The 25,310-nt window shown below is 50.5% G+C and carries 22 protein-coding genes; 10 read left to right on the forward strand and 12 right to left on the reverse strand.

The window, feature by feature from the left end; all coding sequences use genetic code 11:
* The first annotated feature begins 37 nt into the window (after positions 1 to 37).
* From tsaB to rnd, 4 genes are all read left to right on the forward strand, one after another.
* A complete protein-coding gene (tsaB, locus tag EH228_RS09935) occupies positions 38 to 739 on the forward strand; it encodes a tRNA (adenosine(37)-N6)-threonylcarbamoyltransferase complex dimerization subunit type 1 TsaB (RefSeq protein WP_193323316.1) in 702 nt (233 codons plus the stop codon).
* Between the two features lie 57 nt (positions 740 to 796).
* Entirely contained in the window at positions 797 to 1,396 is a 600-nt protein-coding gene (locus EH228_RS09940) for a Slp family lipoprotein (RefSeq protein WP_152321516.1), read from the forward strand.
* Positions 1,397 to 1,614: 218 nt separating this feature from the next.
* Entirely contained in the window at positions 1,615 to 3,315 is a 1,701-nt protein-coding gene (gene fadD, locus EH228_RS09945; RefSeq protein ID WP_152321517.1) for a long-chain-fatty-acid--CoA ligase FadD, read from the forward strand.
* A 285-nt stretch (positions 3,316 to 3,600) separates the two neighbouring features.
* Entirely contained in the window at positions 3,601 to 4,707 is a 1,107-nt protein-coding gene (gene rnd / locus EH228_RS09950) for a ribonuclease D (protein ID WP_152321538.1), read from the forward strand.
* Between the two features lie 58 nt (positions 4,708 to 4,765).
* Here the strand turns inward: rnd and minE are convergent, their stop codons facing one another.
* Genes minE through minC form a run of 3 tightly spaced genes read right to left on the reverse strand, consistent with a single transcriptional unit; the run spans position 4,766 to position 6,586 of the window.
* On the reverse strand, positions 4,766 to 5,035 hold the full coding sequence (minE, locus tag EH228_RS09955; protein WP_152321518.1) for a cell division topological specificity factor MinE: 270 nt from the start codon (positions 5,033 to 5,035) through the stop codon (positions 4,766 to 4,768).
* A 3-nt stretch (positions 5,036 to 5,038) separates the two neighbouring features.
* Positions 5,039 to 5,851 carry a septum site-determining protein MinD gene (minD, locus tag EH228_RS09960; protein ID WP_152321519.1) on the reverse strand — a complete coding sequence of 271 codons (813 nt, stop codon included), beginning with the start codon at positions 5,849 to 5,851 and terminating at the stop codon, positions 5,039 to 5,041.
* A gap of 42 nt (positions 5,852 to 5,893) precedes the next feature.
* A complete protein-coding gene (minC, locus tag EH228_RS09965) occupies positions 5,894 to 6,586 on the reverse strand; it encodes a septum site-determining protein MinC (protein WP_152321520.1) in 693 nt (230 codons plus the stop codon).
* A 158-nt stretch (positions 6,587 to 6,744) separates the two neighbouring features.
* Here minC and EH228_RS09970 point away from each other — a divergent pair, with 158 nt between their 5' ends.
* The 3 genes from EH228_RS09970 (at position 6,745) to EH228_RS09980 (ending at position 8,769) form a co-directional block, all read left to right on the forward strand.
* Positions 6,745 to 7,020 carry a YcgL domain-containing protein gene (locus EH228_RS09970; protein WP_152321521.1) on the forward strand — a complete coding sequence of 92 codons (276 nt, stop codon included), beginning with the start codon at positions 6,745 to 6,747 and terminating at the stop codon, positions 7,018 to 7,020.
* Between the two features lie 583 nt (positions 7,021 to 7,603).
* Positions 7,604 to 8,263, forward strand: a complete 660-nt coding sequence (locus tag EH228_RS09975) for a fumarylacetoacetate hydrolase family protein (RefSeq protein ID WP_152321522.1) — start codon at positions 7,604 to 7,606, stop codon at positions 8,261 to 8,263.
* Positions 8,264 to 8,328: 65 nt separating this feature from the next.
* Positions 8,329 to 8,769 (forward strand): YcgN family cysteine cluster protein, encoded by a 441-nt coding sequence (locus EH228_RS09980; RefSeq protein ID WP_152321523.1) that lies wholly within the window; start codon positions 8,329 to 8,331, stop codon positions 8,767 to 8,769.
* A gap of 76 nt (positions 8,770 to 8,845) precedes the next feature.
* Here the strand turns inward: EH228_RS09980 and EH228_RS20210 are convergent, their stop codons facing one another.
* A complete protein-coding gene (locus EH228_RS20210; protein ID WP_193323317.1) occupies positions 8,846 to 9,019 on the reverse strand; it encodes a hypothetical protein in 174 nt (57 codons plus the stop codon).
* A gap of 68 nt (positions 9,020 to 9,087) precedes the next feature.
* Positions 9,088 to 9,618, reverse strand: a complete 531-nt coding sequence (gene dsbB, locus EH228_RS09985; RefSeq protein WP_152321524.1) for a disulfide bond formation protein DsbB — start codon at positions 9,616 to 9,618, stop codon at positions 9,088 to 9,090.
* Between the two features lie 404 nt (positions 9,619 to 10,022).
* Here dsbB and fadR point away from each other — a divergent pair, with 404 nt between their 5' ends.
* A complete protein-coding gene (fadR, locus tag EH228_RS09990; RefSeq protein WP_152321525.1) occupies positions 10,023 to 10,742 on the forward strand; it encodes a fatty acid metabolism transcriptional regulator FadR in 720 nt (239 codons plus the stop codon).
* 57 nt (positions 10,743 to 10,799) lie between these two features.
* Here fadR and EH228_RS09995 read toward each other — a convergent pair whose 3' ends face one another.
* Positions 10,800 to 12,335, reverse strand: coding sequence for a SpoVR family protein (locus EH228_RS09995; protein ID WP_152321526.1), 1,536 nt, complete (start codon positions 12,333 to 12,335; stop codon positions 10,800 to 10,802).
* Positions 12,336 to 13,265: 930 nt separating this feature from the next.
* Here EH228_RS09995 and EH228_RS10005 point away from each other — a divergent pair.
* The gene (locus EH228_RS10005; protein ID WP_152321527.1) at positions 13,266 to 14,567 is read left to right on the forward strand and encodes a D-amino acid dehydrogenase; all 1,302 of its coding nucleotides are present in this window, start codon (positions 13,266 to 13,268) and stop codon (positions 14,565 to 14,567) included.
* A gap of 23 nt (positions 14,568 to 14,590) precedes the next feature.
* On the forward strand, positions 14,591 to 15,661 hold the full coding sequence (dadX, locus tag EH228_RS10010; protein WP_152321528.1) for a catabolic alanine racemase DadX: 1,071 nt from the start codon (positions 14,591 to 14,593) through the stop codon (positions 15,659 to 15,661).
* Here the strand turns inward: dadX and EH228_RS10015 are convergent.
* From EH228_RS10015 to yeaG, 6 genes are all read right to left on the reverse strand, one after another.
* Positions 15,658 to 16,854 (reverse strand): multidrug effflux MFS transporter, encoded by a 1,197-nt coding sequence (locus EH228_RS10015; protein ID WP_152321529.1) that lies wholly within the window; start codon positions 16,852 to 16,854, stop codon positions 15,658 to 15,660. The genes dadX and EH228_RS10015 overlap by 4 nt on opposite strands.
* A 137-nt stretch (positions 16,855 to 16,991) precedes the next feature.
* A complete protein-coding gene (wbaP, locus tag EH228_RS10020) occupies positions 16,992 to 18,458 on the reverse strand; it encodes an undecaprenyl-phosphate galactose phosphotransferase WbaP (protein WP_152321530.1) in 1,467 nt (488 codons plus the stop codon).
* Between the two features lie 568 nt (positions 18,459 to 19,026).
* Positions 19,027 to 19,260: a DUF1480 family protein gene (locus tag EH228_RS10025; protein WP_152321531.1), complete on the reverse strand. Its 234-nt coding sequence runs from the start codon at positions 19,258 to 19,260 to the stop codon at positions 19,027 to 19,029.
* A gap of 78 nt (positions 19,261 to 19,338) precedes the next feature.
* Positions 19,339 to 21,066, reverse strand: a complete 1,728-nt coding sequence (locus tag EH228_RS10030) for a potassium/proton antiporter (RefSeq protein WP_152321532.1) — start codon at positions 21,064 to 21,066, stop codon at positions 19,339 to 19,341.
* A 436-nt stretch (positions 21,067 to 21,502) separates the two neighbouring features.
* The gene (locus EH228_RS10035) at positions 21,503 to 22,777 is read right to left on the reverse strand and encodes a YeaH/YhbH family protein (RefSeq protein ID WP_152321533.1); all 1,275 of its coding nucleotides are present in this window, start codon (positions 22,775 to 22,777) and stop codon (positions 21,503 to 21,505) included.
* Positions 22,778 to 22,852: 75 nt separating this feature from the next.
* The gene (yeaG, locus tag EH228_RS10040; RefSeq protein WP_152321534.1) at positions 22,853 to 24,787 is read right to left on the reverse strand and encodes a protein kinase YeaG; all 1,935 of its coding nucleotides are present in this window, start codon (positions 24,785 to 24,787) and stop codon (positions 22,853 to 22,855) included.
* Between the last annotated feature and the right edge of the window lie 523 nt (positions 24,788 to 25,310).

Raw genomic sequence — 25,310 nt, forward strand, 5'->3', positions numbered from 1 at the left:
TATGCTGCGCGCCGAATTTTTCCCGCCAGAGGTAAGTATGGCCACGCGAATTTTAGCCATTGATACGGCGACAGAAGCCTGTTCTGTCGCACTGCTGAATGATGGGCAGATTACGGCTCACTTTGAGCTTTGCGCACGTGAACATACGCAGCGCATCCTGCCGCTGGTGCAGGACATTCTCCAGCAGCGGCAAATGGTCTTAACCGATCTCGATGCATTAGCCTTCGGACAAGGACCCGGGAGCTTTACCGGTGTGCGTATTGGTATTGGTATTGCTCAGGGACTGGCTCTTGGCGCCAATCTGCCCATGGTGGGGATTTCAACACTGAAAACCATGGCGCAACAAGCCTGGCGATTAACGGGGGCAACCCGTGTGCTGGCGGCGATTGATGCGCGAATGGGGGAAGTCTATTGGGCGGAGTATCAGCGGGATGAACGGGGCATCTGGCAGGGCGAAGACACAGAAGCGGTACTGAAGCCGGAGGCCGTCCAGCAGCGTATGGAGCAACTGCATGGCGACTGGGCGCTGGTGGGAACGGGCTGGAAAGCGTATCCGCAGTTAGTGGCGTCCAGTGAGCTGGCGTTACAGGTGACGGCGGTAGAGCTCCCTTGTGCGGAAGATATGATCCCGCTGGCGGTTAACGCGTTGGCGGAGGGCAGAGCGGTCGCGGTAGAGTTCGCGGAGCCCTGTTATCTGCGTAATGAAGTGGCATGGAAAAAATTGCCGGGACGGGAGTAACCGGGGATACTACTTGTTGGTAGTGGAGTCCAGGCTGGCAGGACCAGGGAGAGTTTTATGTGTAAACGTATTTTGTTGCAGTTAGGATGTTTCGTGTTGAGCGCGGTTTTGCTTACCGGCTGCGCCAGCGTGCCGGAGTCCGTACGGGGTACATCGCCAACGCCACAGCAAGATTTGGTACGGGTATTAAACGCGCCTCAGCTTTATGTCGGTCAGGAGTCTCGCTTTGGCGGCAAGGTATTGAAAGTTATTAATAAAAATGGCATGACCCGACTGGAGATTGCCGCCATGCGTCTTGATGATAGCGCCCGGCCGATACTGGGAAGTTCATCGATTGGTCGTATTTATGCCGATATCCACGGTTTTGTCGATCCCATCGATTTCAATAATCAAATGGTGACGGTGGTCGGACCGATCACTGGCAGTGAAAAAGGTACCATCGGGCAGGCTAGTTATAATTTTATCACCGTCAATGTCACCGGTTATCAGCGTTGGCATGTCACTCAACAAATTGTGATGCCTCCACAGCCCGCGGGACCATGGATATGGTATGGGCCCCCTCCGGGGCGTCATCGCGGTGGCTACTGGGGACCCCCTCCGGGTTATGGTTTTTATCAATATGGTCCGGCCCAGGTTCAGACTATCCTGACTGAATAACCGCTTTTATTCTTTTTTCCTTCTGACGACCCGGTGACTGGACTACAGTTTCCGGGTCGTTTTTTATTGGTTGACCCTGGATGAGGTAAATTTAGTGATGGGCTTCGCAACCCCGAAATAGAGAAATGAGCTAACTGGTACGCCGAGTTAAAATAATGTTAAGTGATGTGCTGGTACAAGATCTCGATGATAACAAATGATAATTCCGAGGAGTTTCCTTGAATAAGGTTTGGTTAAACCGCTACCCGGCTGACGTACCGGCAGAAATCAGTGCCGACCGTTACACGTCCCTTATCGATCTGTTCGAGCAGGCAGTGAGACGTTACGCCGACCAGACGGCTTTTATCAATATGGGGCAGACGATAACTTTTCGCGATCTGGACGCGCGCAGTCGTGCCTTCGCCGCTTATCTGCAAGAAGGGTTGGGGCTAAAAAAAGGCGACCGGGTCGCACTGATGATGCCTAACCTGCTGCAATACCCAATATCGCTGTTTGGCATCCTGCGGGCGGGCATGATCGTAGTGAATGTTAACCCGCTTTATACGCCGCGCGAGCTGGAATATCAGTTGAACGATAGCGGCGCTCGCGCGATTGTCATCGTATCGAATTTTGCCCATACCCTGGAAAAAGTCGTCGAAAAAACCCAGGTCAAACACGTTATCCTGACTCGTCTGGGCGATCAGCTCTCTCCAGTAAAAGCGTCACTGGTCAATTTTGTGGTGAAATACATCAAGCGACTGGTGCCCACATATCATCTACCGCATGCCATCTCTTTTCGTCACGCGTTGGATAAGGGGGCGAGCATGCAGTATGTGCGTCCGAAGACGGTGAATGATGATCTGGCCTTCCTGCAATATACCGGCGGCACAACAGGGGTGTCGAAAGGTGCGATGCTGACGCACCGTAATATGCAGGCTAATCTGGAACAAACCCGGGCGACTTATGGTTCTTTGCTGAAGGAGGGGAAAGAGACGGTAGTCACCGCGTTGCCGCTGTACCACATTTTTGCGTTAACGGTGAACTGTCTGCTGTTTATCGACCTGGGCGGGGCAAATCTGTTAATCACCAATCCCCGCGATATCCCGGGATTAGTGAAGTCGTTGTCAAAGATCCGTTTTACGGCAATTACCGGGGTCAATACGCTGTTTAATGCGTTAGTGAATGATAAAGGTTTCCAGCAACTGGATTTTTCCAGTCTCAGCCTGTCGGCCGGTGGGGGTATGGCGGTGCAGCAAGCCGTTGCCGAACGCTGGGAAAAGCTGACAGGCCACTATCTGTTGGAAGGTTACGGCCTGACAGAATGTTCGCCGTTAGTCTCAGTCAATCCTCATGATATCCGTTATCACAGCGGCAGCATCGGTCTGCCTGTGCCGTCTACGGAAATCAAGCTGGTCAACGAACAGGGCGATGAAGTGGCAGAGGGCGAACCCGGTGAACTGTGTATTAAGGGGCCGCAGGTGATGCTGGGTTACTGGCAACGCCCTGATGCTACGGATGAAGTGCTGAAAAATGGATGGCTTCACAGCGGTGATATTGTTACCGTTGATCATCAGGGTTTCATTCGTCTTGTTGACCGCAAAAAAGATATGATCCTGGTCTCCGGATTTAATGTTTATCCGAACGAGATTGAAGAGGTGTTGATGCAGCACCCGAAAGTGCGTGAAGCTGCCGCTATTGGAGTACCGGGCGAGGTGTCGGGAGAGACAGTGAAGGTCTGTGTTGTAACAAAAGATGATTCACTGACCCGGGAAGAGCTGATTGCCCATTGTAAGAAATACCTGACAGGGTATAAGGTTCCTAAAATTGTTGAATTTCGGGATAGCTTGCCAAAAAGTAATGTTGGTAAAATTCTGCGGCGTGAACTGCGGGATGAGGTGATCAAGGCGGCTAAATCCAACGGAACATCTTCCTGTTGCTAATGATGTAAGATAGTACTGGTCACTTTTAGGCTTTGTCGCAGTCTGACGCCGGTTATGCCGGCGTTTTTATTGCCAACGAAAAACGGCGTCCTGTGCGACAGTTTTTGGCTTTTGGCCTGATTGTTTTGGTTTTAAAAATGACAAACCAGGCAAAGAATTATTTTTTAAGGCTGTTAGTCCGCCCCACAGGGGATAATCAAAGCCGCCTTCTGTGAAGGCGGGATTTTTACTGAATCACACTGAGGCGCGAGACGTCGCAGCGAGAGGACCATTTTGAATTACACCATAATAACCACCAACGAGGCGCTGGCTGTATGTTGTCAGGCTGCCCGTCAGGTACCCGCAGTGGCGCTGGATACCGAATTTGTCCGTACCCGGACGTACTACCCTGGTCTTGGTCTGATCCAGCTTTATGATGGTGAGAATATCTCGCTGATTGATCCCTTGACCATCACCGAATGGCGTCCGTTTTGCGACTTGCTGAATGATAGCCACGTCATCAAATTCTTGCATGCCGGCAGTGAAGACCTCGAAGTGTTCCTGCATGAATACGGGATGCTGCCGACGCCGATGATCGACACGCAGATCCTTGCCGCTTTCACCGGGCGTCCGCTTTCCTGTGGGTTTGCGACATTGGTTGAATCATTCACTGGGATTCTATTGGATAAAAGCGAATCGCGTACCGACTGGCTGGCGCGCCCGCTGACTGAAAAACAGTGCCAGTATGCAGCGGCGGATGTTTACTACCTGTTGCCGATTGCCCACAAACTGATGGCTGAGGCCGCGTCTTCCGACAAGATTGACGCCGCCCTGAACGAATGCGAATTGTTGTGTCAGCGTCGGCAAATCGTGGTGGATCCGCAAGAAGCCTGGCGCGATATTACCAATGCCTGGCAACTGCGTCCGCGTCAATTGGCGGCACTGCGTCTGCTGGCAGCCTGGCGCCTTGAGCTGGCTCGTGAAAAGAATATGGCGGTTAACTTCGTGATCCGTGAGGAAAACTTGTGGAAAGTGGCGCGCTTTTTGCCGAGTTCGCTAAGTGAGCTGGGTAACCTTGGGCTGGCAGGACAGGAAATCCGCGTCCATGGCAAAGCATTGGTGGCGATGGTGGCCAACGCAAATATGCTGGATGAAAGCGAACTGCCGCCACCGGTAACGAATCTGGTCGACTATCCTGGCTATAAGTCAATGTTCAAAGCATTGAAAGCATTAATGGCGGAGGTTGCAGAGAAAAATGGCATTAGCCAGGAGTTACTGGCCTCACGTCGGCAGATTAACCAGTTGCTTAACTGGCACTGGCGATTGAAACCGAGCGACAGAACACCGGAACTGTTGGATGGATGGCGTGGCGAACTACTCAAAGAGGGGATTACACCGCTCCTGCAAGCATGAGGTGACAACGTAACGTTCCCCCGCTCATAAGCAGGGGAAAATCAGCAGAAGGTGTCGATCATTTCGGCACGTCTTCCGTTTCTGGAAGTGTCACGTTCAGTTCCAGAATCGAAATGTCATCATCCTTCTGATCAAGCTTCACGCTAAGCATCTCTGGATCGATCTTCACATATTTGCAGATGACTTCCAAAATATCCTTTTTCAATTGTGGCAGATAATGGGGCTCACTATCGCCCCTCCTGCGTTCAGCCACGATAATCTGCAGCCGTTCCTTGGCGATATTGGCTGTATTCTTTTTACGGGATAAAAAGAAATCAAGTAAGGCCATGGTTTATCCCCCAAACAGGCGTTTCAGGAAACCCTTCTTCTCTTCTTCAATGAAGCGGAAGGGACGTTCTTCACCAAGAAGACGGTCAACGGTATCAGCATAGGCTTTGCCTGCGTCTGATTCGGTGTCCAGAATCACGGGCTCGCCCTGGTTAGAGGCCCGCAGAACTGATTGATCTTCTGGAATAACCCCAGCCAGTGGTATACGCAGGATTTCCAGCACATCTTCCATGCTGAGCATATCGCCACGATTGACGCGACCTGGATTGTAGCGGGTCAGCAGAAGATGTTCTTTGATCGGCTCCTGACCATTTTCCGCACGGCGGGATTTGGAAGACAGGATGCCGAGGATACGGTCAGAGTCACGTACAGAAGAGACTTCAGGATTGGTGGTGATTATCGCTTCATCCGCGAAATACAGTGCCATCAGCGCGCCGGTTTCGATACCCGCTGGAGAGTCACAGACGATAAAGTCAAAATCCATCGCGTCGAGTTCATTGAGTACCTTCTCCACGCCATCACGCGTCAGCGCATCTTTATCGCGTGTCTGTGACGCGGGCAGAATGAAAAGGCTTTCAGTCCGCTTATCTTTGATTAATGCCTGGTTCAGCGTGGCATCACCCTGAATAACGTTGACGAAGTCATATACCACGCGGCGCTCACAGCCCATGATCAAATCGAGATTACGCAGACCGATATCGAAATCAATCACTACGGTTTTTTTACCTTTCTGGGCTAAACCGGTCGCGATGGCCGCGCTGGACGTAGTTTTGCCAACGCCCCCTTTACCCGAAGTAACAACAATAATGCGTGCCATAAAATAATTTCCTTAAGAAAAGAAAGGGCTCGTGAGCCTGGCTCAGTTCAGTGTCTGTATCGTCAGGGCGCCGTCTTTCAAGCAAAGACGAGACGCTTTTCCAAAAAAGTCAGCCGGGATTTGGTCCATGATCCAGTATTCACCGGCGATAGAAACCAACTCTGCGGATAAGTTGGTGCAAAAAATCTGGCAGTCGTGGTCACCGCTGGCACCTGCCAGGGCACGGCCACGCATCATACCGTAAATATGGATATTGCCATCGGCAATCAGTTCGGCACCGGCGCTGATACTGCTGGTTACGATCAAATCGCTGTTTTTAGCATAAATCTGCTGACCGGAACGGACAGGCGTATCAATTACCCGCGTTTTAACCACAGGAGGGACAACCGGTTTGACGGGCTCGGCGACGTCAACGGTTTTTTTCTGTTCCTTGCCTTCTGAAAGCAGCGGCAGGCCAGCCTGACCCACGATGCGTTTCAACGCGGCATCTTTACAACCGCTGACGCCAACGATATGCAGTCCGACTGAAGCAATGGCTTGCTGCATCTGACGCCAGTTGACCTCTCTGCTTAGAGAGGAGACGTTCAACACCACGGGGGCATTTTTCAGGAAAGCCGGGGCCTGGTTGACTTTATCCTGTAGCGCCTGGCGAACCACATCCGGATCACTATGGTGTAAATGAACAACAGACAGAGTAAAGCTGCTGCCCTTTAACTCAATTGGCGTTTGTGACATCTGTCGCGCTCAGTCCTGTTATTTTATATCCCCCGCTAAATTAGGCCAATCTGACGACCATTTTCTGACGATGGGACAATATTCCGAAGTTCTGCAAGCATGTTATAGTTACAGCTATATTCAGGCAAGTCACCATCCAGGTTAATTCGAGTAAAAATATGTTTTGTGCGATCTACAGAAGTCCCAAACGTGACCAGACTTATCTCTATGTTGAAAAAAAAGACGATTTTTCACGCGTACCCGCTGACCTGTTACAGGGATTCGGTAAACCTCAGTTGGCAATGATGCTGCATCTTGATGGCACTAAACGCCTTGCCAATGCTGACCAGGAAAAAGTGAAAGCCGCGCTTGTCGAGCAGGGCTATTATTTACAGATTCCTCCTCCGCTGGAAAGTCTGCTTAAGGGCCATCGGGAAAAAGATAAAAAGAATTAATTAGGATTCATCTGTAAAATATATCTCCACTTTGGGCTTCGTCAGTTGATTTTAATTGTTATCGAGGCTCAGCGTAAAAAAGATGCCCGCATCAGGCGGGCCTTCCCAGACTCTGTTATTGGAGCACTGATTCTCGTCGTGATGTGCTGGCAAAAAGCCGTCGGGCGCGTTTCTCTCGGTCCTTTGTCAAATCAGACTGTTAGCCGGTCTCTGCGGCGGGACTTTTTTCAGTCAGCGAAAACCCTGCTGGCGGTATCATGTCGTGCCTTGAGGGCATTTTCAGCTAATCTTAAACAGCAGGGCACCCCAGTCACAGTCTGCATGAGTCTTAATTGCCCGGAATTGAGCAGGTATTTCGCCATCAGCATTGGGATGATGGCCGACAGTGAATATATCCGTCATACTTCAAGTGGCAGGTACGGTGGCTGCCTCCAGTCGTCCGGAGCACTCATCGGTGCAAGAACATCGGGACTACTTTACTTGCTGCCTTCCTGCAGTTTGAATTATTTTGGTTATTGCTCAATTAACCATAACGGAAGGATGGCCAGGGGCCATCTACTCTCAACACAGGAAAGGGAACAATATGTATCAGCATCATAACTGGCAGGGCGCGTTGCTGGATTATCCGGTAAGCAAAGTCGTTTGTGTCGGCAGCAACTACGCGAATCACATTAAAGAAATGGGCAGCGTGACGCCGGGTGAGCCGGTATTATTTATCAAGCCGGAGACGGCGCTCTGCGATATCCGTCAGCCGCTGTCGATCCCGAAAGACCTGGGGGCGGTTCATCATGAAGTAGAACTGGCAGTATTGATCGGTTCCACACTGAAGCACGCGACAGAAGAGCACGTTGCTAAAGCCATTGCTGGATATGGCGTCGCACTGGACCTGACATTACGTGACGTGCAGGCCGCCTGTAAGAAAGCGGGGCAGCCATGGGAAAAAGCCAAAGGGTTTGATAACGCCTGCCCGATTTCTGGTTTTATTCCGGTCAGCGAATTTGACGCCGACCCGCAAAACGTTGAGCTGAAACTGGTTGTTAATGGTGACGTTCGCCAGCAGGGTAATACGCAAGATATGATCCATAAAATCCTGCCACTGATTGCCTATATGAGTCAGTTTTTCACTCTGCGGGCAGGCGATGTTATTCTGACCGGCACGCCAGAAGGCGTAGGCCCCATGGTCTCTGGTGATAAGCTTGAAGTGTCACTGGGTGGCCGTGGCGTTGCTACCCGCGTCCTGTAAGACTTGCATCTGAAGCCCGAACGCTTTATAAGGTGCGGGCTTTTTTACTCAAATGGAACGCCAACATGACTGATACCCCTTTCTGGCAGCGGAAAACGCTGGAACAAATGAGTGATGAGGAATGGGAATCCTTGTGTGATGGCTGTGGCCAGTGCTGCCTTAATAAATTACAGGACGCCGACACCGATGAAATCTATTTCACCAATGTGGCCTGTAATCAGCTCAATATCAAAACGTGCCAGTGCCGTAACTATGAGCGTCGCTTTGAATATGAAGAGGACTGCATCAAGTTAACGCGCGAAAATCTGCCCACATTTTCCTGGCTCCCGCCGAGCTGCGCCTATCGCCTGCTGGCTGAAGGTAAAAATTTGCCAGGATGGCATCCGTTGCGGACCGGTTCAAAGACGGCGATGCACGCTGAGCGTATTTCAGTCAGGCATATCGCGGTACGGGAAAGCGAAGTGCTCGATTGGGAAGATCATATTATTAATCGTCCCCACTGTTAGCTCGTTGGCGGAATCAAAGGTGACGGTCACAGGCGGAGACAACGAAAAAACCGCCTGAACGGCGGTTTTTTTAGGGTCAGTCGTCCACTTGGGGCTGGCCGACCGGGTTACTGGTTCCTGGCGCGCCAGGCGGCAAATGTCCACCCGGTGGGGCCGGTGGTGGGCTGTGCAGATCATCATTATTGTTGACACAGCCTGAAAGTGCGGCGGATGAAAACACAAGAGCCAGTACAAAAGCAATATTCTTCATATTGTTCCCATCATGTCAGGGTACATGTGTATTTTCAGCATAGCCTCTATAACGTCGTTCTTCCCATGTTAGCGGGAAAACAGATCACGTTTTTTGGCTTTGAAGGGCTGAGAAATTAACACCAGTGCGCCAATGATCAGAAAAACGGCAAAAATTACGATCAACCACTGCGGCATACTCAACGTGAACAGCGACCATTGTTTTTCCGCGCAGTCACCGGTGGCCACAAATATCGCCGGAAACCATTTGTCCAGTGGCAGCCAGGCAGGGAAACGTGCGGCAAAATCACAGGTGACAAATGGGTTAGGGTGCAGTTGGATCATGGTGTGCTCCCAGGACAGGCGTAACCCTTCCCAGGCACTGTATAGCCAGATAACAATTGCCACCCAGCGCAATGGGGTTTTTGGGGCGATGGCACCGACCAGACCTGCGGCCAGAATGCCAAATAACGCACAACGTTCATAGATACACATCACGCAGGGTTTCAGTAGCATCACGTGTTGAAAATACAGTGCAACCATCTCTAGCACAAACGCAGTCAAAGCCATTAACAGCCAGGCTCCGCGACCTCGGGAACAGCTATTTAAATATCGCAACATAGTCAATCCATGTAATAGGCGTTGAATCGGCAGTGTAAACTAAAAGTGTCACCGTGCCAGCCAGATAGTCAAAAAATTAAGATTAAAAATGACTTAGGGCAAACGGCCAGGTCATCGGTTTAAAATATCCCGGTTGACGACACAATCCCCCGACCGAAAAGTGAGATCAAACAGCACCGGCGCCCATATCGCTAACGCATCGGTAATAGCATGATATTGCCTTCAATCACGGTTGGGAGGGGTAAAATCGCGGGTGGAGCAGTGAAAGAACAACAGACCATGATTTTTGGGAAATTTGCAGGATGATTGTGTGTTTCCCCTCTGAGCAGTCTATGTGATGCCAGGGGCATCTGGTATGATGAGCTGAATTTTTGCCGTCCTGAACGCAACGGAAACAATACGCTATGGTCATTAAGGCTCAGAGCCCCGCAGGTTTTGCTGAAGAGTATATTATTGAAAGCATCTGGAACAGCCGTTTTCCAGCAGGTTCGATTCTGCCTGCAGAGCGCGAGCTTTCAGAACTGATTGGCGTCACCAGAACCACATTACGTGAAGTATTACAGCGACTGGCTCGTGACGGCTGGCTGACCATTCAGCATGGTAAGCCGACACGCGTCAATAATATTTGGGAAACATCGGGTCTGAGTCTTCTGGAAACGCTGGCGCGTCTTGATCACGACAGTGTTCCACAACTGATTGATAATCTGCTGTCTGTGCGTACTAACATCTCATCTATTTTTATCCGTCGGGCAATTCGTACTTACCCGGACAAAGCGAAAGAAGTGCTGGTGACCGCACAGCAGGTGGAAGATCAAGCCGAAGCCTACACTGATCTGGACTACAGCATTTTCCGCGGGCTGGCTTTTGCGTCAGGTAACCCCATTTATGGGCTGATATTCAACGGGTTGAAAGGGCTGTATACCCGTGTCGGACGCCATTATTTCTCTAATCCTCAGGCCCGCAAACTGGCGCGTGAATTTTACCAGCAGCTGCTCACTATTTGTCAGAACGAGCAGTTCGATAAAATTGTCGATACGGTGCGTGATTACGGGCGTTGTAGCGGAGAGCTCTGGCATGGCATGCAGAAGAGTATGCCCACGGATTTGCCACCACCACGACGCTAAGCGAATAAAACCAAAAGCCGGAGGCAGATGACCCCCGGCTTTTTTATCACGGGCGATTTACAATAAGGATGGATGAGGTGGGCAGCGGTCAAGAATTTCGATGTTGCCGTCATCGTTCTGTTGCTCAAGATGCACATCAAAACCCCACAGGCGATGTACATGTTTCAGCACTTCACGACGGCTCTTATCCAGCGGTGTGCGATTGTGCGGCACATAGCGCAGCGTCAGAGAGCGATCGCCACGCAAGTCGACATCATAGACCTGAATATTGGGCTCCAGATTGCTCAGATTGTACTGTGCTGATAATTGCTGGCGAATGGCGCGATAACCCGTTTCGTCATGGATTGCCGCAATTTCCAGGAAGTTATTGCGCTCATCGTCCATGACGGTAAACAGGCGGAAGTCACGCATGACTTTGGGTGACAGGAACTGGCTGATAAAGCTTTCGTCCTTAAACTCGCGCATGGCGAAATGCAGCGTCTCAAGCCAGTCGCTACCGGCGATGTCAGGGAACCACTGACGATCTTCTTCCGTGGGCTCCTGACAGATACGCTTGATGTCCTGGAACATGGCAAAACCCAGGGCATACGGATTAATACCGTTATACCACTGACTGTTGTACGGCGGTTGGTACACCACATTGGTATGACTGTGCAGAAACTCCAGCATAAAGCGCTCAGTCACTTTCCCTTCGTCATACAGATGGTTGAGGATGGTATAGTGCCAGAATGTCGCCCAGCCCTCATTCATGACTTGGGTCTGTTTTTGCGGATAGAAATACTGGCTGACTTTACGCACGATGCGCAAAATTTCACGTTGCCAGGGCTCCAGCAGAGGGGCATTTTTCTCCATAAAGTAGAGCAGATTTTCTTGCGGCTCGGAAGGATAGCGGGTGGTCGGAGCCATAGATGACTCTTTTTCGCGACGAGGCAGCGTACGCCACAGCATATTCACCTGACTCTGCAGATACTCTTCGCGGCTCTGCTGGCGAGCTTTCTCTTCTTCCAGCGAAATTTTCTGCGGTCGTTTATAGCGGTCCACGCCGTAGTTCATTAGCGCATGGCAGGAATCCAGCAATCTTTCGACTTCTTCGACGCCATAACGCTCTTCGCAACGGGTTATATAGTTACGGGCGAAAATCAGGTAGTCGACAATCGAACTGGCGTCAGTCCAACTGCGGAACAGATAATTGTTTTTGAAGAAGGAATTATGCCCGTAACAGGCATGCGCCATCACCAGCGCTTGCATGGTAATGGTGTTTTCTTCCATCAGATAAGCGATACAGGGATTGGAATTGATGACGATTTCATAGGCCAGTCCCTGCTGTCCATGCTTGTAGCGTTGCTCCGTTTCGATAAACTTTTTGCCGAACGACCAGTGTGCGTAGTTGATAGGCATTCCCACACTGGAGTAGGCGTCCATCATCTGTTCGGAAGTGATCACTTCGATTTGATGCGGGTACGTTTCCAGCCGGTAGATCCTGGCTACGCGATCAATTTCCGCCAGGTATTCATCCAGCAGATCGAACGTCCAGTCAGGTCCATCACTCAGGCGTTTACTGTCAGTAATGGGATCATCAAAGATAGTCGTCATAGCGCACCCCTTTTAAAAATCGGTTTTCGACGTTACAGCATGTAGCGACCAAACATCCGTTTTTTGTGGGTCTGCCGGGACAAAGCGATTGTTCAGGCAGACCTGGAATTAAAGCCAACACTTTAATGATAGTTCACCCTGACGGACCCATCATCGGTTTGGAAATTACAGGTACGCGTTAAACCATTCGGCCAGAACGCGGATAATCTGCTTAAAGTGTTCTCCTGTATAAATGTCGTAATGACGAGCATTGCTTTCTTCATATCATCTTTTTTCTTTGGAGCCAACCGCATCGAATTGCCCTGGCAAGCCAGAACAGATGACTGTGGCTGCTTCAGGTTTCTGCACTGAGGGCCGTTAGCGATTGTTTGCCTGAACCTTTTGCTGGTGTGATACCGACGTACGGGGGGGGCGGGCCGTTGAAAATAGAGGCAAACAGGGCGAAAGGTCGTAAACCTTATTCAGTCGCTGGGGCAGTAAGTTGCCGTGACGATGAATGCGTCGTTTTGTGCGATGCCTGCCATCGTCGCGCAATGTCATACTGCCATCAGGTCTTTCCCTCAGAGGGAGACCATTGAAATTTTCGGTAGAAAATACAGTCACTGAATAAAAATACCCCTTTAACAGCACCAATCGCTGTTTAAATGATAAAATATGAAATTATATTCTGTTTATAAGTAAAGGATATGAAGCTGCTACAATCTGCTGATAATAGTGCTTAATTTCTGTTATTTGGTTTCAATTGTTGTAATTGTGTAATCGATTAGAATTTAATTCTAAATTAATGGATGCTTATTGTTTTTATTCTCTTTCCAGGTAAAAAAGGTGGGGGCCATATCAACGTAACGTCGATGATATTGGTCAGTGTTTTAATCCTTAACGATGGATTTAGCCAGTTCATTATACTTTTACGGTGTCGGTGGGGGCGTTATGCGAGTTGTCATTCTGGGCAGTGGCGTGGTCGGTGTGGCCAGCGCCTGGTATTTGGTTCAGGCGGGACATGAAGTCACGGTTATTGATCGCCAGCCTGGCGTGGCGCTGGAAACCAGTGCCGGTAATGCCGGGCAAATTTCTCCCGGTTATGCGGCCCCCTGGGCGGCGCCAGGCGTACCGTTAAAAGCGATTAAGTGGATGTTTCAGCGGCATGCGCCGCTGGCGATTCGCCCGGATGGTACGCTTTTCCAGTTGGAGTGGATGTGGCAGATGTTGCGCAATTGCGATATGCAGCATTACCAACAAAACAAGAGCCGCATGGTACGCATTGCTGAATATAGCCGTGACTGCATGAAGGCGCTGCGCCAGCAGACCGGCATTGCTTATGAAGGTCGCCAGGGGGGGACGCTCCAACTGTTCCGAACGCCGCAGCAGTTTGAAAGCGCCACGAAAGATATTGCCGTGCTGAAAGAGGCGGGCGTTCCCTATCAACTGCTTGAAGCGAGCCAACTGGCGAATGTTGAACCTGCACTGGCCGGGACTCAGCACAAGCTTACCGGCGGCTTACGTTTGCCAAACGATGAAACAGGCGACTGTCAGCTGTTTACCCAGCGGTTGGCTGAATTAGCGGCGAGTGCCGGCGTCATTTTTCGTTTCAATACCACGGTGGATACGCTGTTGCAGGAAAACAATCAGATTAGCGGCGTGAAGTGTGGAACGGAAATCGTTAAAGCGGATGCCTATGTCGTGGCCAGTGGTGCTTACTCCACCAACCTGCTGAATAACTTTGTTAAAATACCGGTCTATCCATTGAAAGGTTATTCCCTGACCATCCCGATTAAAAACGCCGACGCTGCACCGGTTTCCACGGTATTGGATGAAACCTATAAAGTGGCGATTACCCGCTTTGAACAGCGTATTCGGGTGGGGGGCATGGCTGAAATCGTTGGCTATAACACCAAATTGCATCCGGTGCGTCGCGAAACGTTGGAGAGGGTGGTCAGCGATCTGTATCCTCAGGGAGGGCATATTGAACAGGCCACCTTCTGGACCGGATTACGGCCCATGACGCCGGACGGTACACCCATCGTTGGCCGCACACCGTTGAAGAACCTTTATTTGAACACGGGACACGGAACACTTGGCTGGACCATGGCCTGCGGCTCGGGTCAGTTGATTGCTGATATTATCTCTGGACGGACCCCGGCTATTGCTGCCGATGATTTGTCAGTGATGCGTTATCTGCCTGGATTTTATCCGTTATCCGGCCAGATGCTGCATGGTGCCCGCCCGTCTTAACGTATTGAGAACCAGGAGAAGTTATGTCTCGTCCAATTGTCGCAACTATCGACACCAGCGCGTTGCGACATAACCTGGCGATAGCCCGCCAGGCTGCGCCTCATTCCCGCATATGGTCGGTGGTCAAAGCCAATGCCTACGGGCACGGTATTGACCGCGTCTGGCAGAGTTTGACGGATACCGATGGTTTTGCTTTGCTGAATCTTGCAGAGGCCATTTTGCTGCGTGAGCATGGTTGGGAAAAACCCATCCTGTTGCTGGAAGGGTTTTTCCACGCCGATGAGTTGGAAATTCTTGACCGTTATCGCCTGACCACCAGTGTGCACAGCAATTGGCAGATCCAGGCGCTGGCAAAGGCGAAGCTTGCTGCGCCGCTGGATGTTTATCTGAAGATCAACAGTGGTATGAACCGTCTGGGCTTCCAGCCTGAGCAGGTCAATCAGGCATGGCATAAGTTGCGTAGTCTGGATAATGTCGGTGAAATGACGTTGATGGCCCATTTTGCCGAAGGTGAGACCACGGAAGGGATCGCGGGGCCGATGAAGCGTATTGCTGATGCGGCACAAGGGTTGGATTGCCCTCGTTCACTGGCAAATTCAGCGGCGACCTTGTGGCACCGCGAAACGCATTATGACTGGGTACGTCCGGGTATCATCCTTTACGGTGCTTCACCCAGTGGCAACTGGCAGGATATTGCCCGTTGTGGATTGCAACCTGCAATGACATTAAACAGTGCGATAATCGCCGTGCAGGGGTTGAAGACGGGGGACGGTGTGGGTTACGGCGCACGTTATCGCGCAACAGGTGAGCAGCGTATTGGCGTGGTGGCCTGCGGCTATGCCGATGGTTACCCGCGACATGCTCCAACAGGGACCCCCGTTTGGGTTGATGGGGTTAAGACACAGACGGTCGGTGCCATTTCAATGGATATGATCACGGTAGATCTGACACCGTGCCCGCAAGCGGGCATCGGCAGCCAGGTTGAGCTGTGGGGTAATAACGTTAAAATTGACGAGGTGGCCAGTGCCGCGGGTACTGTGGGCTATGAACTAATGTGCGCTTTAGCGCCACGAGTACCGGTTCAGTTACGTTAAGTGTTAAGCGCGGTCAGTGTGCCGCGCACTTTTCTACTGTACGCCCACGCCAGTCCAGTCAGGATGGCACCGACCACCATCATCAGGGCCAATGCGGACTTTTCCGCCAGTGGTAGCGCCATCATCAGCAAGCCCGCCGAGGATCCCCCGGCCATCTGAATAAAACCATTCAGTGCTGATGCGACGCCTGCCTGTTGCTTATAGGGGGCCAGCGCGTAGCTGGTGGCGGGTCCGACGGTGAAGGCCAGTCCGGCTACGGCGATCGCCACCGGGATCATATACAGCGGCCAGCTGTTTTGCCATGCGGTTGGCATCACCATCATTCCGCCCGCCAGCGTCAGTGCGCCCAGCGCCATGGCCAGACTGCCGATCGCCAGGCAAATTGGACGTCCCAGCTTGCGGATCATTTTGTTCACCAGCATGCTGACCAGCATGATCCAGAATCCGTTGACACCAAAGGCAATGGAGAATTGTAGTGCATTCAACTTGCCTTCATTCATTAGCACATGCGGCGCAAGGGAGACATAGGTCAGCACCATCCCCATTGCGCCGGCATTGGCACAGGCAAAAGCAAGAAAACTCGGTTGGCGCAGGATTGCTCCGTACTGGCGCAGAGGGATACTTTTCACCGCGACAGTTCCCGTTGGACGGGTTTCAGGCAGGAAACAGACAACCAGTATGCCAATCACCAGCGCATAACCGGTCAGGAACCAGAACGGGGCTCGCCAGCCAAAAACCTCAGCCAGAAAACCACCGAGCATCGGCGCCAGGGCAGGAACGATATTAAGTGCGCCATTAAGAAAACCGTATGCACGGGCGGCTTCATCGCCATCCAGACGATCACGAACACCGCTGAAGGCCACGACAGCCGTGCAGCATACGGCACAGCCTTGCACCACTCGGGCGGCGAGGAATGGAAGCCAGCCAGTGGCGGTAGCCGCCAGAATACTCCCCAACAGGTACAACAGCAGGCCGGCCAGCGCCATCGGTTTTCTACCAAGATTATCAACCAGAGGGCCGGCAACCAACTGGCCGATCCCCATCACCAGCAGAAATATCGGGATGGTGGTTTGGATCTTACTGATTGGTGTGTTCAGCCCCACCGCTATCTCAGGTAGGGTAGGCAGATACAGATCGATACCCAGCGGCGCCAGCAGCACCAGGCTGAGAAGAAGTAAGGTGAATTTTTGCATTGTGCGAAATGACATCCAATAAAAAGCCAGTCGCACAGGGTAGTGATTCGAGGGAGAAAAGAAAAGGGGAATATATTGTTGTGCCGGTGATGAGGGGCATGCCCGTGATAGCAGGCATGGCTCCTGCTCTTTGGTGGTCAGTAAGCGCCATCTCGACGCAGCACGACACCCGCTGTTTTAAACAGAATGGCAATATCCGTCCACAGCGCCCAGTTTTTTACATACCAGGAATCAAAGTACACCCGGGTATCATAATCAATGTCATTACGACCGCTGACTTGCCATAAGCCGGTCATTCCCGGTTTGGCCATCAGATAGTAATCGACATCACCGGCATAACGTTCCAGTTCGGCTTCAATAACCGGGCGGGGCCCGACCAGGCTCATCTCACCGCGGATAACATTCCACAGTTGTGGCAGCTCATCCAGACTGGTTTTACGCAGGAAGGTACCGATTTTGGTGACGCGCGGATCATTCTTCAGCTTAAAGTCCTTATTCCACTCGGCACGTGCTTCTTCATTGCTGGCTAACAACGCTTCCAGCACTTCTTTCGAGTTAGTGACCATTGAACGGAACTTAAGACATTTGAATTTTTTGCCATCACGTCCCACACGTTCATGGCCATAAATTTTATTGCCGCCATCGCGGCCAACCAGCCAGCAAATCAGTCCAAAGGCTGGGGCAAGGAGCAGTAGCAACAGTGAAGCGACCACGAGATCGAAGACGCGTTTCAGAAAGCGGGAAGAGCGTTTTGCCAGATTGTTGCTGACGCGCAGGATCATTACTTCATGACTGAAAATAAATGACATGTCAGTACCGTAAAGCGGCACACCACGCAAGGTTGGCACGACGGAGACGGAGCGACATTTTTTTTGGGACAGTAACTTCAACCATTCGTCGCGCTGTGCCTGCTGTTCATACTCCATGGCGACGATAAACTGGGTATTTTCCAGGTCGACCATGTCCCAGACAATGTCTTTTGCGGTAATTATCGGTACGCCGTTCATGTTTTCAACGTCGTTATGGCCATTGGAGGCAACAAATGCTTTCACTTCATAGCCGAGGATCTCCTCGCTTTGTAATGCGGCATAGGCTTCGCGGGCATTCTTGCCGGAACCGATAATAATGGTGTGCTTCTGCCACTGACCCGCCTTCAAAATGGCATGTTTGACGCTGGAGCGCAGCAGCGGCACGAGGATCAGAGCGTAAACCCAGGTGAAGCTCCACAGCATACGGGAGAAGTCCCACCGGGAGAAAGCGATCAGCGCCAAATCCAGGAGGGAAAAAATCACCAGAGTTTTTATTATCTCTTTCAATTCAAACCAAAAGGGCTTGCGGTAGGTATAATGACGCAGTCGCATCCAGAACCAGGCGGTACAGACCACTGACATCACAAATTGGGCGACAAAACGGACCTTAACTTCCTGGGGGGGGATGAATATATCAAGATTACCCCAAATACCTTGTACCGTTGCAGCGGACAAAAATAAGGCCAGATTAATCGAAATTAAATCTGAAAGACTTAATGCCACTTTGGCAATAATATTTTTTCGGGTGCCGCTAAATGCGCGACGGCGGTTATTCAGTACCAGAGTACTTGCCATAATGCTTGCTCTCTTTTCATGAGGGATCAATGACCTGACGAGGTTCAAGCACGCGTTCAGGAGTAACATCCGCGAATATTGACCCGGACGACCTTACTTACCGCAAACTGAGCTATTCTGGCAGCACACCCCGTTGGGATCGACCAGCAGGAGGCTGTTCAAAAAAAATGCTAAGTATTTTTCCTGCAAGTTGAATGAGTTAGAGTGAATGTGACCGGTTTTTATTTTACCTGGAGAATTCAGTATGCAGAAGTTATTTGGCTTAGTTAATACGGATATTCCTAAAATACCGTAAATGCGTTTGTTAACATCGGTATAGTAAGAATGAAAGCGGAGCGGTAAATAAAACGGTACTTTTTTCACATTATAATAATGAAATAACACCGTATATTGGTCATGTTGCACGTTGCAAGCCTGTAGGTTGCACCCGTTTCACCCCAGTGACCCTATGCTCCGGGGGACAGCGGTCTTGTCGCTTTCATGGTGAAGGTGTTGTTTCGAGCATAGTGGCAGAAAATAATAGCACCGCGACCACGAGGATCGTAATGACTGAAACGGTGAACACGGATTAAGCCGTTTTTTTCAGTACCCAGTGGTTTTCCTCTTTGTCGTAATGCCCAATAGCAAGATCGACAGGCTTTCCGTCAATCCATGCGGGTACGCTGGTTTCGAGGTCCCAGCCATCAAGCTGATAGCTCAATCCGGGGTTGGTCAGACACGGAATGCTGACGGTATCGACATTATGCACATTCAGTACTGCGTCGATGATTTCATAGCGACCAATCTTAATGACATGACTCATGATGCTATCCCTTTAAGAATAGAGTTGAATGTTAATAATAGTGGCTATTCCACAGAGATCGAGTCATTGCTGCCAGGATTATTCTTTGTCTTCCGCTACGCGTACGCCAATTTTTAAGATTTCATTATCTGTTTTCTCCGCCACCGTCCAGATCATGTTTTTCCATTCCACCTGATCACCGACCACTGGCGCGCCACCGATCATACCGGCAATCAGATGCCCCAATGTTTGCTGAACGTGAGCCTCCTCATCCAGATCAATGCCGTAGATTTCGGCTATGTCATTCAGCCGGGCATCAGCCTGCAGGATAAAATCACCAAAAAAGCGTTGGTCAAGCGCCACCGATGGCGACTGACTGAACAGTTTGCCCAACTCAGGAAGATCTTTCTCGCGACCAATCACACATAGCACATCGCCTTCTTTCAGGCGGGTATTGGTGGTTGGCTGCAGCAGTTGGTTATCCCGGAACAGTGCGGCGATAAGGGTGTCTCTGGGCATTTTTAAATCACGTAACGCCGCGCCTATGCACCATTTATCGGCACCAAGTTGATAGACGAACTGCTCCCATGGGCTTTCCGGATCAATATCCAGACCTGTTCGCGAAATAGGCGAAGCGGTAGGCGGCACAATGACTCTGGCTTTACGGGCGGCATAACCCAGCGAAGTACCCTGTACCATCAGCGAAACCAGTACCACAAAGAAGGCGATGTTGAAGAACAGCGAAGCATGCGGCAGACCCGCCATCATCGGGAAGACAGCCAGAATGATCGGGACAGCGCCGCGCAGTCCAACCCAACTGATAAACATCCGCTCACGAATATTGAAGCCACGAAATGGCAGCAGGCCGATAAATATCGACAGTGGGCGAGCAAACAGGATAAGCCAAATTGAAAGCAACATAGCGGGCAGGGCGATGTGCCACAAATCGGTTGGATTAACCAACAGACCCAGCACCAGGAACATACCAATCTGGCTCAGCCATGCCATGCCGTCAAAGGTTTGCAAAATACCGAATCGGTTACGTATCGGGCGGTTACCGAAGACAAAGCCGCACAGGTAAACCGCCAGAATGCCGCTGCCTTCCAGCACGGTGGTCAGTGCAAATACCAGAATCCCTCCGCTGAGAGCCAGCAAAGGATAGAGACCGCTGGCCAGCGAAACGCGATTAATCAACTGCAGTAAGGCCCAACCGCCACCTAAGCCCAGCACGATACCGAGGCCGAATTGCTGGATAAGATGCACGACAAATACCCAGCTTAGATCCGTTTCGCCTCGCTGGATCATCTCGATAAGCGTAATGGTCAGAAATACGGCCATTGGATCGTTGCTGCCGGATTCGATTTCCAGTGTGGCGCTGACGCGTTCATTGAGTCCTTTCCCCCCGAGGAGAGAAAACACGGCTGCCGCGTCGGTGGAACCGATTATTGCGCCTACCAGGAAACCATCAATCATGCTCAGATTAAACAGCCAGGCGGCGGCCATGCCGGTCAGGCCCGCAGTGATGAGTACGCCGACCGTTGCCAGCGACAGGGCTGGCCAAAGGGCGACCCTGAAGGAACTGGCCTGAGTACGTATCCCGCCATCCAGCAGAATAACCGCCAGCGCAAGGTTACTGATCAGATACGCCGTTGGATAATCATTGAAGGCAATGCCGCCAATGCCGTCGATGCCAGCCAACATCCCTAATGCAAGAAAAATAACTAAAATCGGGATACCCAGCTTAGAAGAGAGCGAACTCAACAAAATACTCGCAGCAACCAGCACGGAACCAATAATAAACAAGCTGTAGATGGCGCTGGCTTCCAATGGGGCAATCTCCTGTATGAGGTAAAATTCTTTTTTAACAATGCATTATAAGATAATGAAAAATGCTAAAAACAGCGGCGTAGCGAATAGTGAGAATTGGAATTTCCGTTTCGGCTAAAGACAATAGCGCATTTTATGCCGGTGTAAAAGCCATCATGTGGCAATGATTGGATAGTTATTCAATGGATTGAAAGAAAAAAAACGTATAAAACGGTATTTTGTGAAGAAGACAACGGATACTGCATCCGCTATGACTGTTGTGCTATCGCGATGTTCCCATCATACCTTAAATTGCAGGGGAGAGTACGGGATGTTTTGGGGCGGGTAAAAGTTATTCTGTATACAACCCTCAGGCGCTTTAACCGTAAAGATGAGAAGACTTAAACCGAGTGGGAAACAGCCAGAATTAATATCTATCCGGCTGTTTTAGGAGATTTTAATAAACTTCTTCGCTTTGTTTGTGAAACAGTTCGCGAAATACCGGATAAATATCTTCAGGTTCACGGATATGCTGGATAGCAAAGTTATCAAACATCACCTGCAGATGTTCGTATTCCCGCCAGAGGGTCTGGTGGGCTCGTCGGGTTATTTCGATATAACTGTAATAACGTACGACGGGCAGGATATTTTTCGCCAGAATATCGTGACAAAGAGGGGAATCATCGGCCCAGTTATCGCCATCGGAAGCCTGAGCGGCGTAAATATTCCACTGTGCCGGGTCGTAACGCGCTTTAATCACTTCATCCATCAGCTTCAGCGCGCTGGAAACAATGGTGCCCCCCGTTTCCTGCGAATAGAAGAACTCCTGTTCGTCGACCTCTTTCGCCTGGGTATGATGGCGAATGTAAACCACATCGACATTCTTGTAGGTACGGCTGAGGAACAGATAAAGCAGGATATAAAACCGTTTCGCCATATCTTTGGTGGTCTGGTCCATTGAGCCAGAAACATCCATCAGGCAAAACATGACTGCCTGGCTTGAGGGTTCCGGACGCTTTTCAAAGTTTTTATAGCGCAAATCAAAAGTATCAATAAATGGCACACGTTTGATCCGTGCACGCAGTTCGGCAATTTCTTTGCGTAAGCGTTCTTCTTCCAGTAATTGTGCGGGCTCGGCTTTCTGCACTATTTCCAGAGCTTCTTCCAGTTGGCGAAGCTGCCTGGATTTGCCCGCGGTCATGGCAGTGCGACGCGCCAGAGAGTTTTGCAGAGAACGTACAACGCTGATATTGGCTGGAACGCCGTTAGAGGTGTAGCCAGCACGGTGGACTTTGTACTCATTCAACTGGCGGTGCTGGTTTTTCCTCAGATTAGGCAGCGCTAAATCCTCAAACAACAGATCGAGATATTCATCTTTCGAAATATTAAAGACAAACTCATCCTGACCTTCACCATCCTGACTGGCATTGCCCTGACCACTGCCACTGCCGCCGCCCTGAGGACGTTCGATGCGGTCATTCTGTACAAAATGATCATTACCTGGGTGAACACGATGGCGTTGACCACCGCGTCCCTGATGAAAAATAGGTTCGTTGATATCATCAATGGGAATAGAGACGGACTCGCCGCTTTCAACGTCGGTTACCGAACGCTTATTGATGGCCCCGGAGATCGACTGTTTGATTTGCGACTTGTAACGGCGCAAGAAGCGTTGGCGATTCACCGCACTCTTGTTTTTGCCGTTAAGACGCCGATCGATAAAATAAGCCATAACTCCTCCAAACAACATTGCAAGCTTAAGGCAGAGCAGGTTTCCCTGCTCCCTGTAGCACGTCTTAAGCGGGTATCAGGACGATTTTCTGACCCGCAGATACCATTCGCACAACAAGCGAACCTGCTTGCGGGTGTAACCTTTTTCCATCATACGGTCAACAAAGTCATCATGCTTTTTCTGCTCGTCAGTAGACGTTTTGGCATTGAACGAGATAACGGGCAGCAGTTCCTCCGTGTTTGAGAACATTTTCTTCTCAATGACCGTGCGCAGCTTCTCGTAGCTGGTCCAGTTTGGATTCCGGCCGCTGTTATGGGCGCGAGTACGCAATACGAAGTTGACTATTTCGTTACGGAAATCCTTCGGATTACTGATCCCGGCAGGTTTCTCAATTTTTTCCAGCTCCGCATTCAGTGATTCGCGGTCAAACAGTTGTCCGGTATCCGGATCGCGGTACTCTTGATCCTGGATCCAGAAGTCAGCATAGGTGACATAGCGATCAAAGATGTTCTGACCGTATTCGGAGTAAGACTCCAGGTAGGCTGTCTGGATCTCTTTACCAATAAACTCGGCATATTTCGGAATCAAATAGCCTTTCAGATGCTCCAGATATTTTTCGGCCTGATCCTGTGGAAACTGCTCACGTTCAATCTGTTGTTCCAGTACGTAGAACAGATGTACCGGGTTGGCGGCTACTTCAGCATGGTCAAAGTTGAACACCCTGGAGAGGATCTTAAAGGCAAAACGGGTAGAAAGACCATTCATCCCTTCATCGACGCCGGCATAATCACGGTATTCCTGATAAGACTTGGCCTTCGGATCGGTATCCTTCAGGCTTTCTCCATCATAAACCCGCATTTTAGAGTAGATACTGGAGTTTTCAGGTTCTTTCAGTCGCGAAAGAATTGAGAAGCGTGCCAACGTTTCCAGCGTACCAGGGGCACATGGCGCATGAGCCAGTTCACTGTGCGCGAGCAACTTGTCATAGATTTTGATCTCTTCAGATACCCGCAGGCAATAAGGCACCTTGACGATATAAACACGGTCCAGGAATGCCTCATTGTTTTTGTTGTTACGGAAGGTGACCCATTCTGATTCGTTGGAATGGGCCAGAATGATGCCGTTAAATGGCAGGGCGGAGATGCCTTCCGTACCGTTATAGTTTCCTTCCTGGGTCGCCGTCAGCAGGGGGTGCAACACTTTTATCGGCGCTTTAAACATCTCGACGAATTCCATGATCCCCTGATTTGCCCGACACAGGGCGCCGGAATAGCCATAGGCATCAGGATCGTTTTGCGCGTGATGTTCCAGTTTACGGATGTCTACTTTGCCGACCAGGGCGGAGATATCCTGATTATTTTCGTCACCCGGCTCTGTCTTCGCGATAGCCAACTGTTCCAGGATTGAAGGCCAGACTTTGACGACTTTAAAGCGAGAAATATCGCCGCCAAAATCATGCAGACGTTTGGCGGCCCACGGCGACATGATGGTGCCAAGGTAGCGGCGTGGCACGCCATATTCTTTTTCAAGAATATGAGCATCTTCCTGCGGGTTAAACAGGCACAGCGGATGGTCGTTGACCGGGCTGCGCTCACCGTCAGCACTGAGGACATAAATCGGCACACGTTGCATCAGAGATTTCAGGCGCTCAGCCAGAGAAGATTTACCGCCCCCGACCGGCCCCAGCAGATACAGGATCTGTTTCTTCTCCTCAAGGCCCTGAGCGGCGTGTTTCAGATAGGAAACGATTTGTTCAATCGCTTCCTCCATACCGTAAAATTCTTCAAAGGCGGGGTAACGCGCAATAACACGGTTGGAGAACAGTCGGGAAAGGCGTGGCTCTTGTGCAGTATCGACCATCACTGGCTCACCAATAGCCATTAATAGTCTCTCTGCCGCGTTGGCGTATGCACTACGATCTTGCCGACAAACGGCAAGAAACTCCTGTAGTGTGAACTCTTCGTCCTTGGCAGCTTCATAACGCTGACGATAGTGATCGAATATATTCATAGCGATGCCCGTCCTTTCGTTTTTAGCACTGGTAACAGGAACCAAAGGTCAGCTCCTGAAGGAACTTATAATGAGTACAGCAACCCTTATGCCAACCTGACGTTTTTTATCTGGATACACAAAACGTATGGTTACTCTGCTCGTTAAAACTTACCTTTGTCTATTAAAGCATAGATGGCATTCATGAAATTTCCTGAATATCCAGCCATTTTCAATGAAATTTCAATAACAAAGTTACTAAGCGAAGGTATGAATGGCCTTGGCAGGAGCGGAATTTGCAAATAAAACGGTATATATCTGCCATATGCCAGGTCGCAGATTCGATGGCGATGCACGGTCATCCGAATTACCGACCGGTGCATTCCCGCCCTTGTCGTTTTCCTGCAACTTACGTTATTTAAGATATAATTGCTTGCCTTTCAACAGGTCTGAAAATTGATTCTAAGTGCTACAGCCCGTGTTAATGCTTGGGGCGGCCCCGAGAAACACCAGACAGTAGATGTATCTTAAAATAAAAGATAGG

Source organism: Erwinia endophytica, from assembly GCF_009295515.1.
Taxonomy (GTDB): domain Bacteria; phylum Pseudomonadota; class Gammaproteobacteria; order Enterobacterales; family Enterobacteriaceae; genus Erwinia; species Erwinia endophytica.

What these genes read in the sequence shown, in the direction of transcription:
- EH228_RS09940 (WP_152321516.1), top strand. Translation starts at nt 797, where the DNA reads ATGTGTAAACGTATTTTGTTGCAGTTAGGATGTTTCGTGTTGAGCGCG.
- dadX (WP_152321528.1), top strand. Translation starts at nt 14,591, where the DNA reads ATGTCTCGTCCAATTGTCGCAACTATCGACACCAGCGCGTTGCGACAT.
- minD (WP_152321519.1), bottom strand. Translation starts at nt 5,851, where the DNA reads ATGGCACGCATTATTGTTGTTACTTCGGGTAAAGGGGGCGTTGGCAAA.
- yeaG (WP_152321534.1), bottom strand. Translation starts at nt 24,787, where the DNA reads ATGAATATATTCGATCACTATCGTCAGCGTTATGAAGCTGCCAAGGAC.
- minE (WP_152321518.1), bottom strand. Translation starts at nt 5,035, where the DNA reads ATGGCCTTACTTGATTTCTTTTTATCCCGTAAAAAGAATACAGCCAAT.
- EH228_RS20210 (WP_193323317.1), bottom strand. Translation starts at nt 9,019, where the DNA reads ATGAAGAATATTGCTTTTGTACTGGCTCTTGTGTTTTCATCCGCCGCA.
- EH228_RS10005 (WP_152321527.1), top strand. Translation starts at nt 13,266, where the DNA reads ATGCGAGTTGTCATTCTGGGCAGTGGCGTGGTCGGTGTGGCCAGCGCC.
- EH228_RS10025 (WP_152321531.1), bottom strand. Translation starts at nt 19,260, where the DNA reads ATGAGTCATGTCATTAAGATTGGTCGCTATGAAATCATCGACGCAGTA.
- minC (WP_152321520.1), bottom strand. Translation starts at nt 6,586, where the DNA reads ATGTCACAAACGCCAATTGAGTTAAAGGGCAGCAGCTTTACTCTGTCT.
- fadR (WP_152321525.1), top strand. Translation starts at nt 10,023, where the DNA reads ATGGTCATTAAGGCTCAGAGCCCCGCAGGTTTTGCTGAAGAGTATATT.
- EH228_RS09980 (WP_152321523.1), top strand. Translation starts at nt 8,329, where the DNA reads ATGACTGATACCCCTTTCTGGCAGCGGAAAACGCTGGAACAAATGAGT.
- EH228_RS09975 (WP_152321522.1), top strand. Translation starts at nt 7,604, where the DNA reads ATGTATCAGCATCATAACTGGCAGGGCGCGTTGCTGGATTATCCGGTA.
- EH228_RS10015 (WP_152321529.1), bottom strand. Translation starts at nt 16,854, where the DNA reads ATGCAAAAATTCACCTTACTTCTTCTCAGCCTGGTGCTGCTGGCGCCG.
- wbaP (WP_152321530.1), bottom strand. Translation starts at nt 18,458, where the DNA reads ATGGCAAGTACTCTGGTACTGAATAACCGCCGTCGCGCATTTAGCGGC.
- EH228_RS10035 (WP_152321533.1), bottom strand. Translation starts at nt 22,777, where the DNA reads ATGGCTTATTTTATCGATCGGCGTCTTAACGGCAAAAACAAGAGTGCG.
- dsbB (WP_152321524.1), bottom strand. Translation starts at nt 9,618, where the DNA reads ATGTTGCGATATTTAAATAGCTGTTCCCGAGGTCGCGGAGCCTGGCTG.
- EH228_RS09995 (WP_152321526.1), bottom strand. Translation starts at nt 12,335, where the DNA reads ATGACGACTATCTTTGATGATCCCATTACTGACAGTAAACGCCTGAGT.
- tsaB (WP_193323316.1), top strand. Translation starts at nt 38, where the DNA reads ATGGCCACGCGAATTTTAGCCATTGATACGGCGACAGAAGCCTGTTCT.
- EH228_RS09970 (WP_152321521.1), top strand. Translation starts at nt 6,745, where the DNA reads ATGTTTTGTGCGATCTACAGAAGTCCCAAACGTGACCAGACTTATCTC.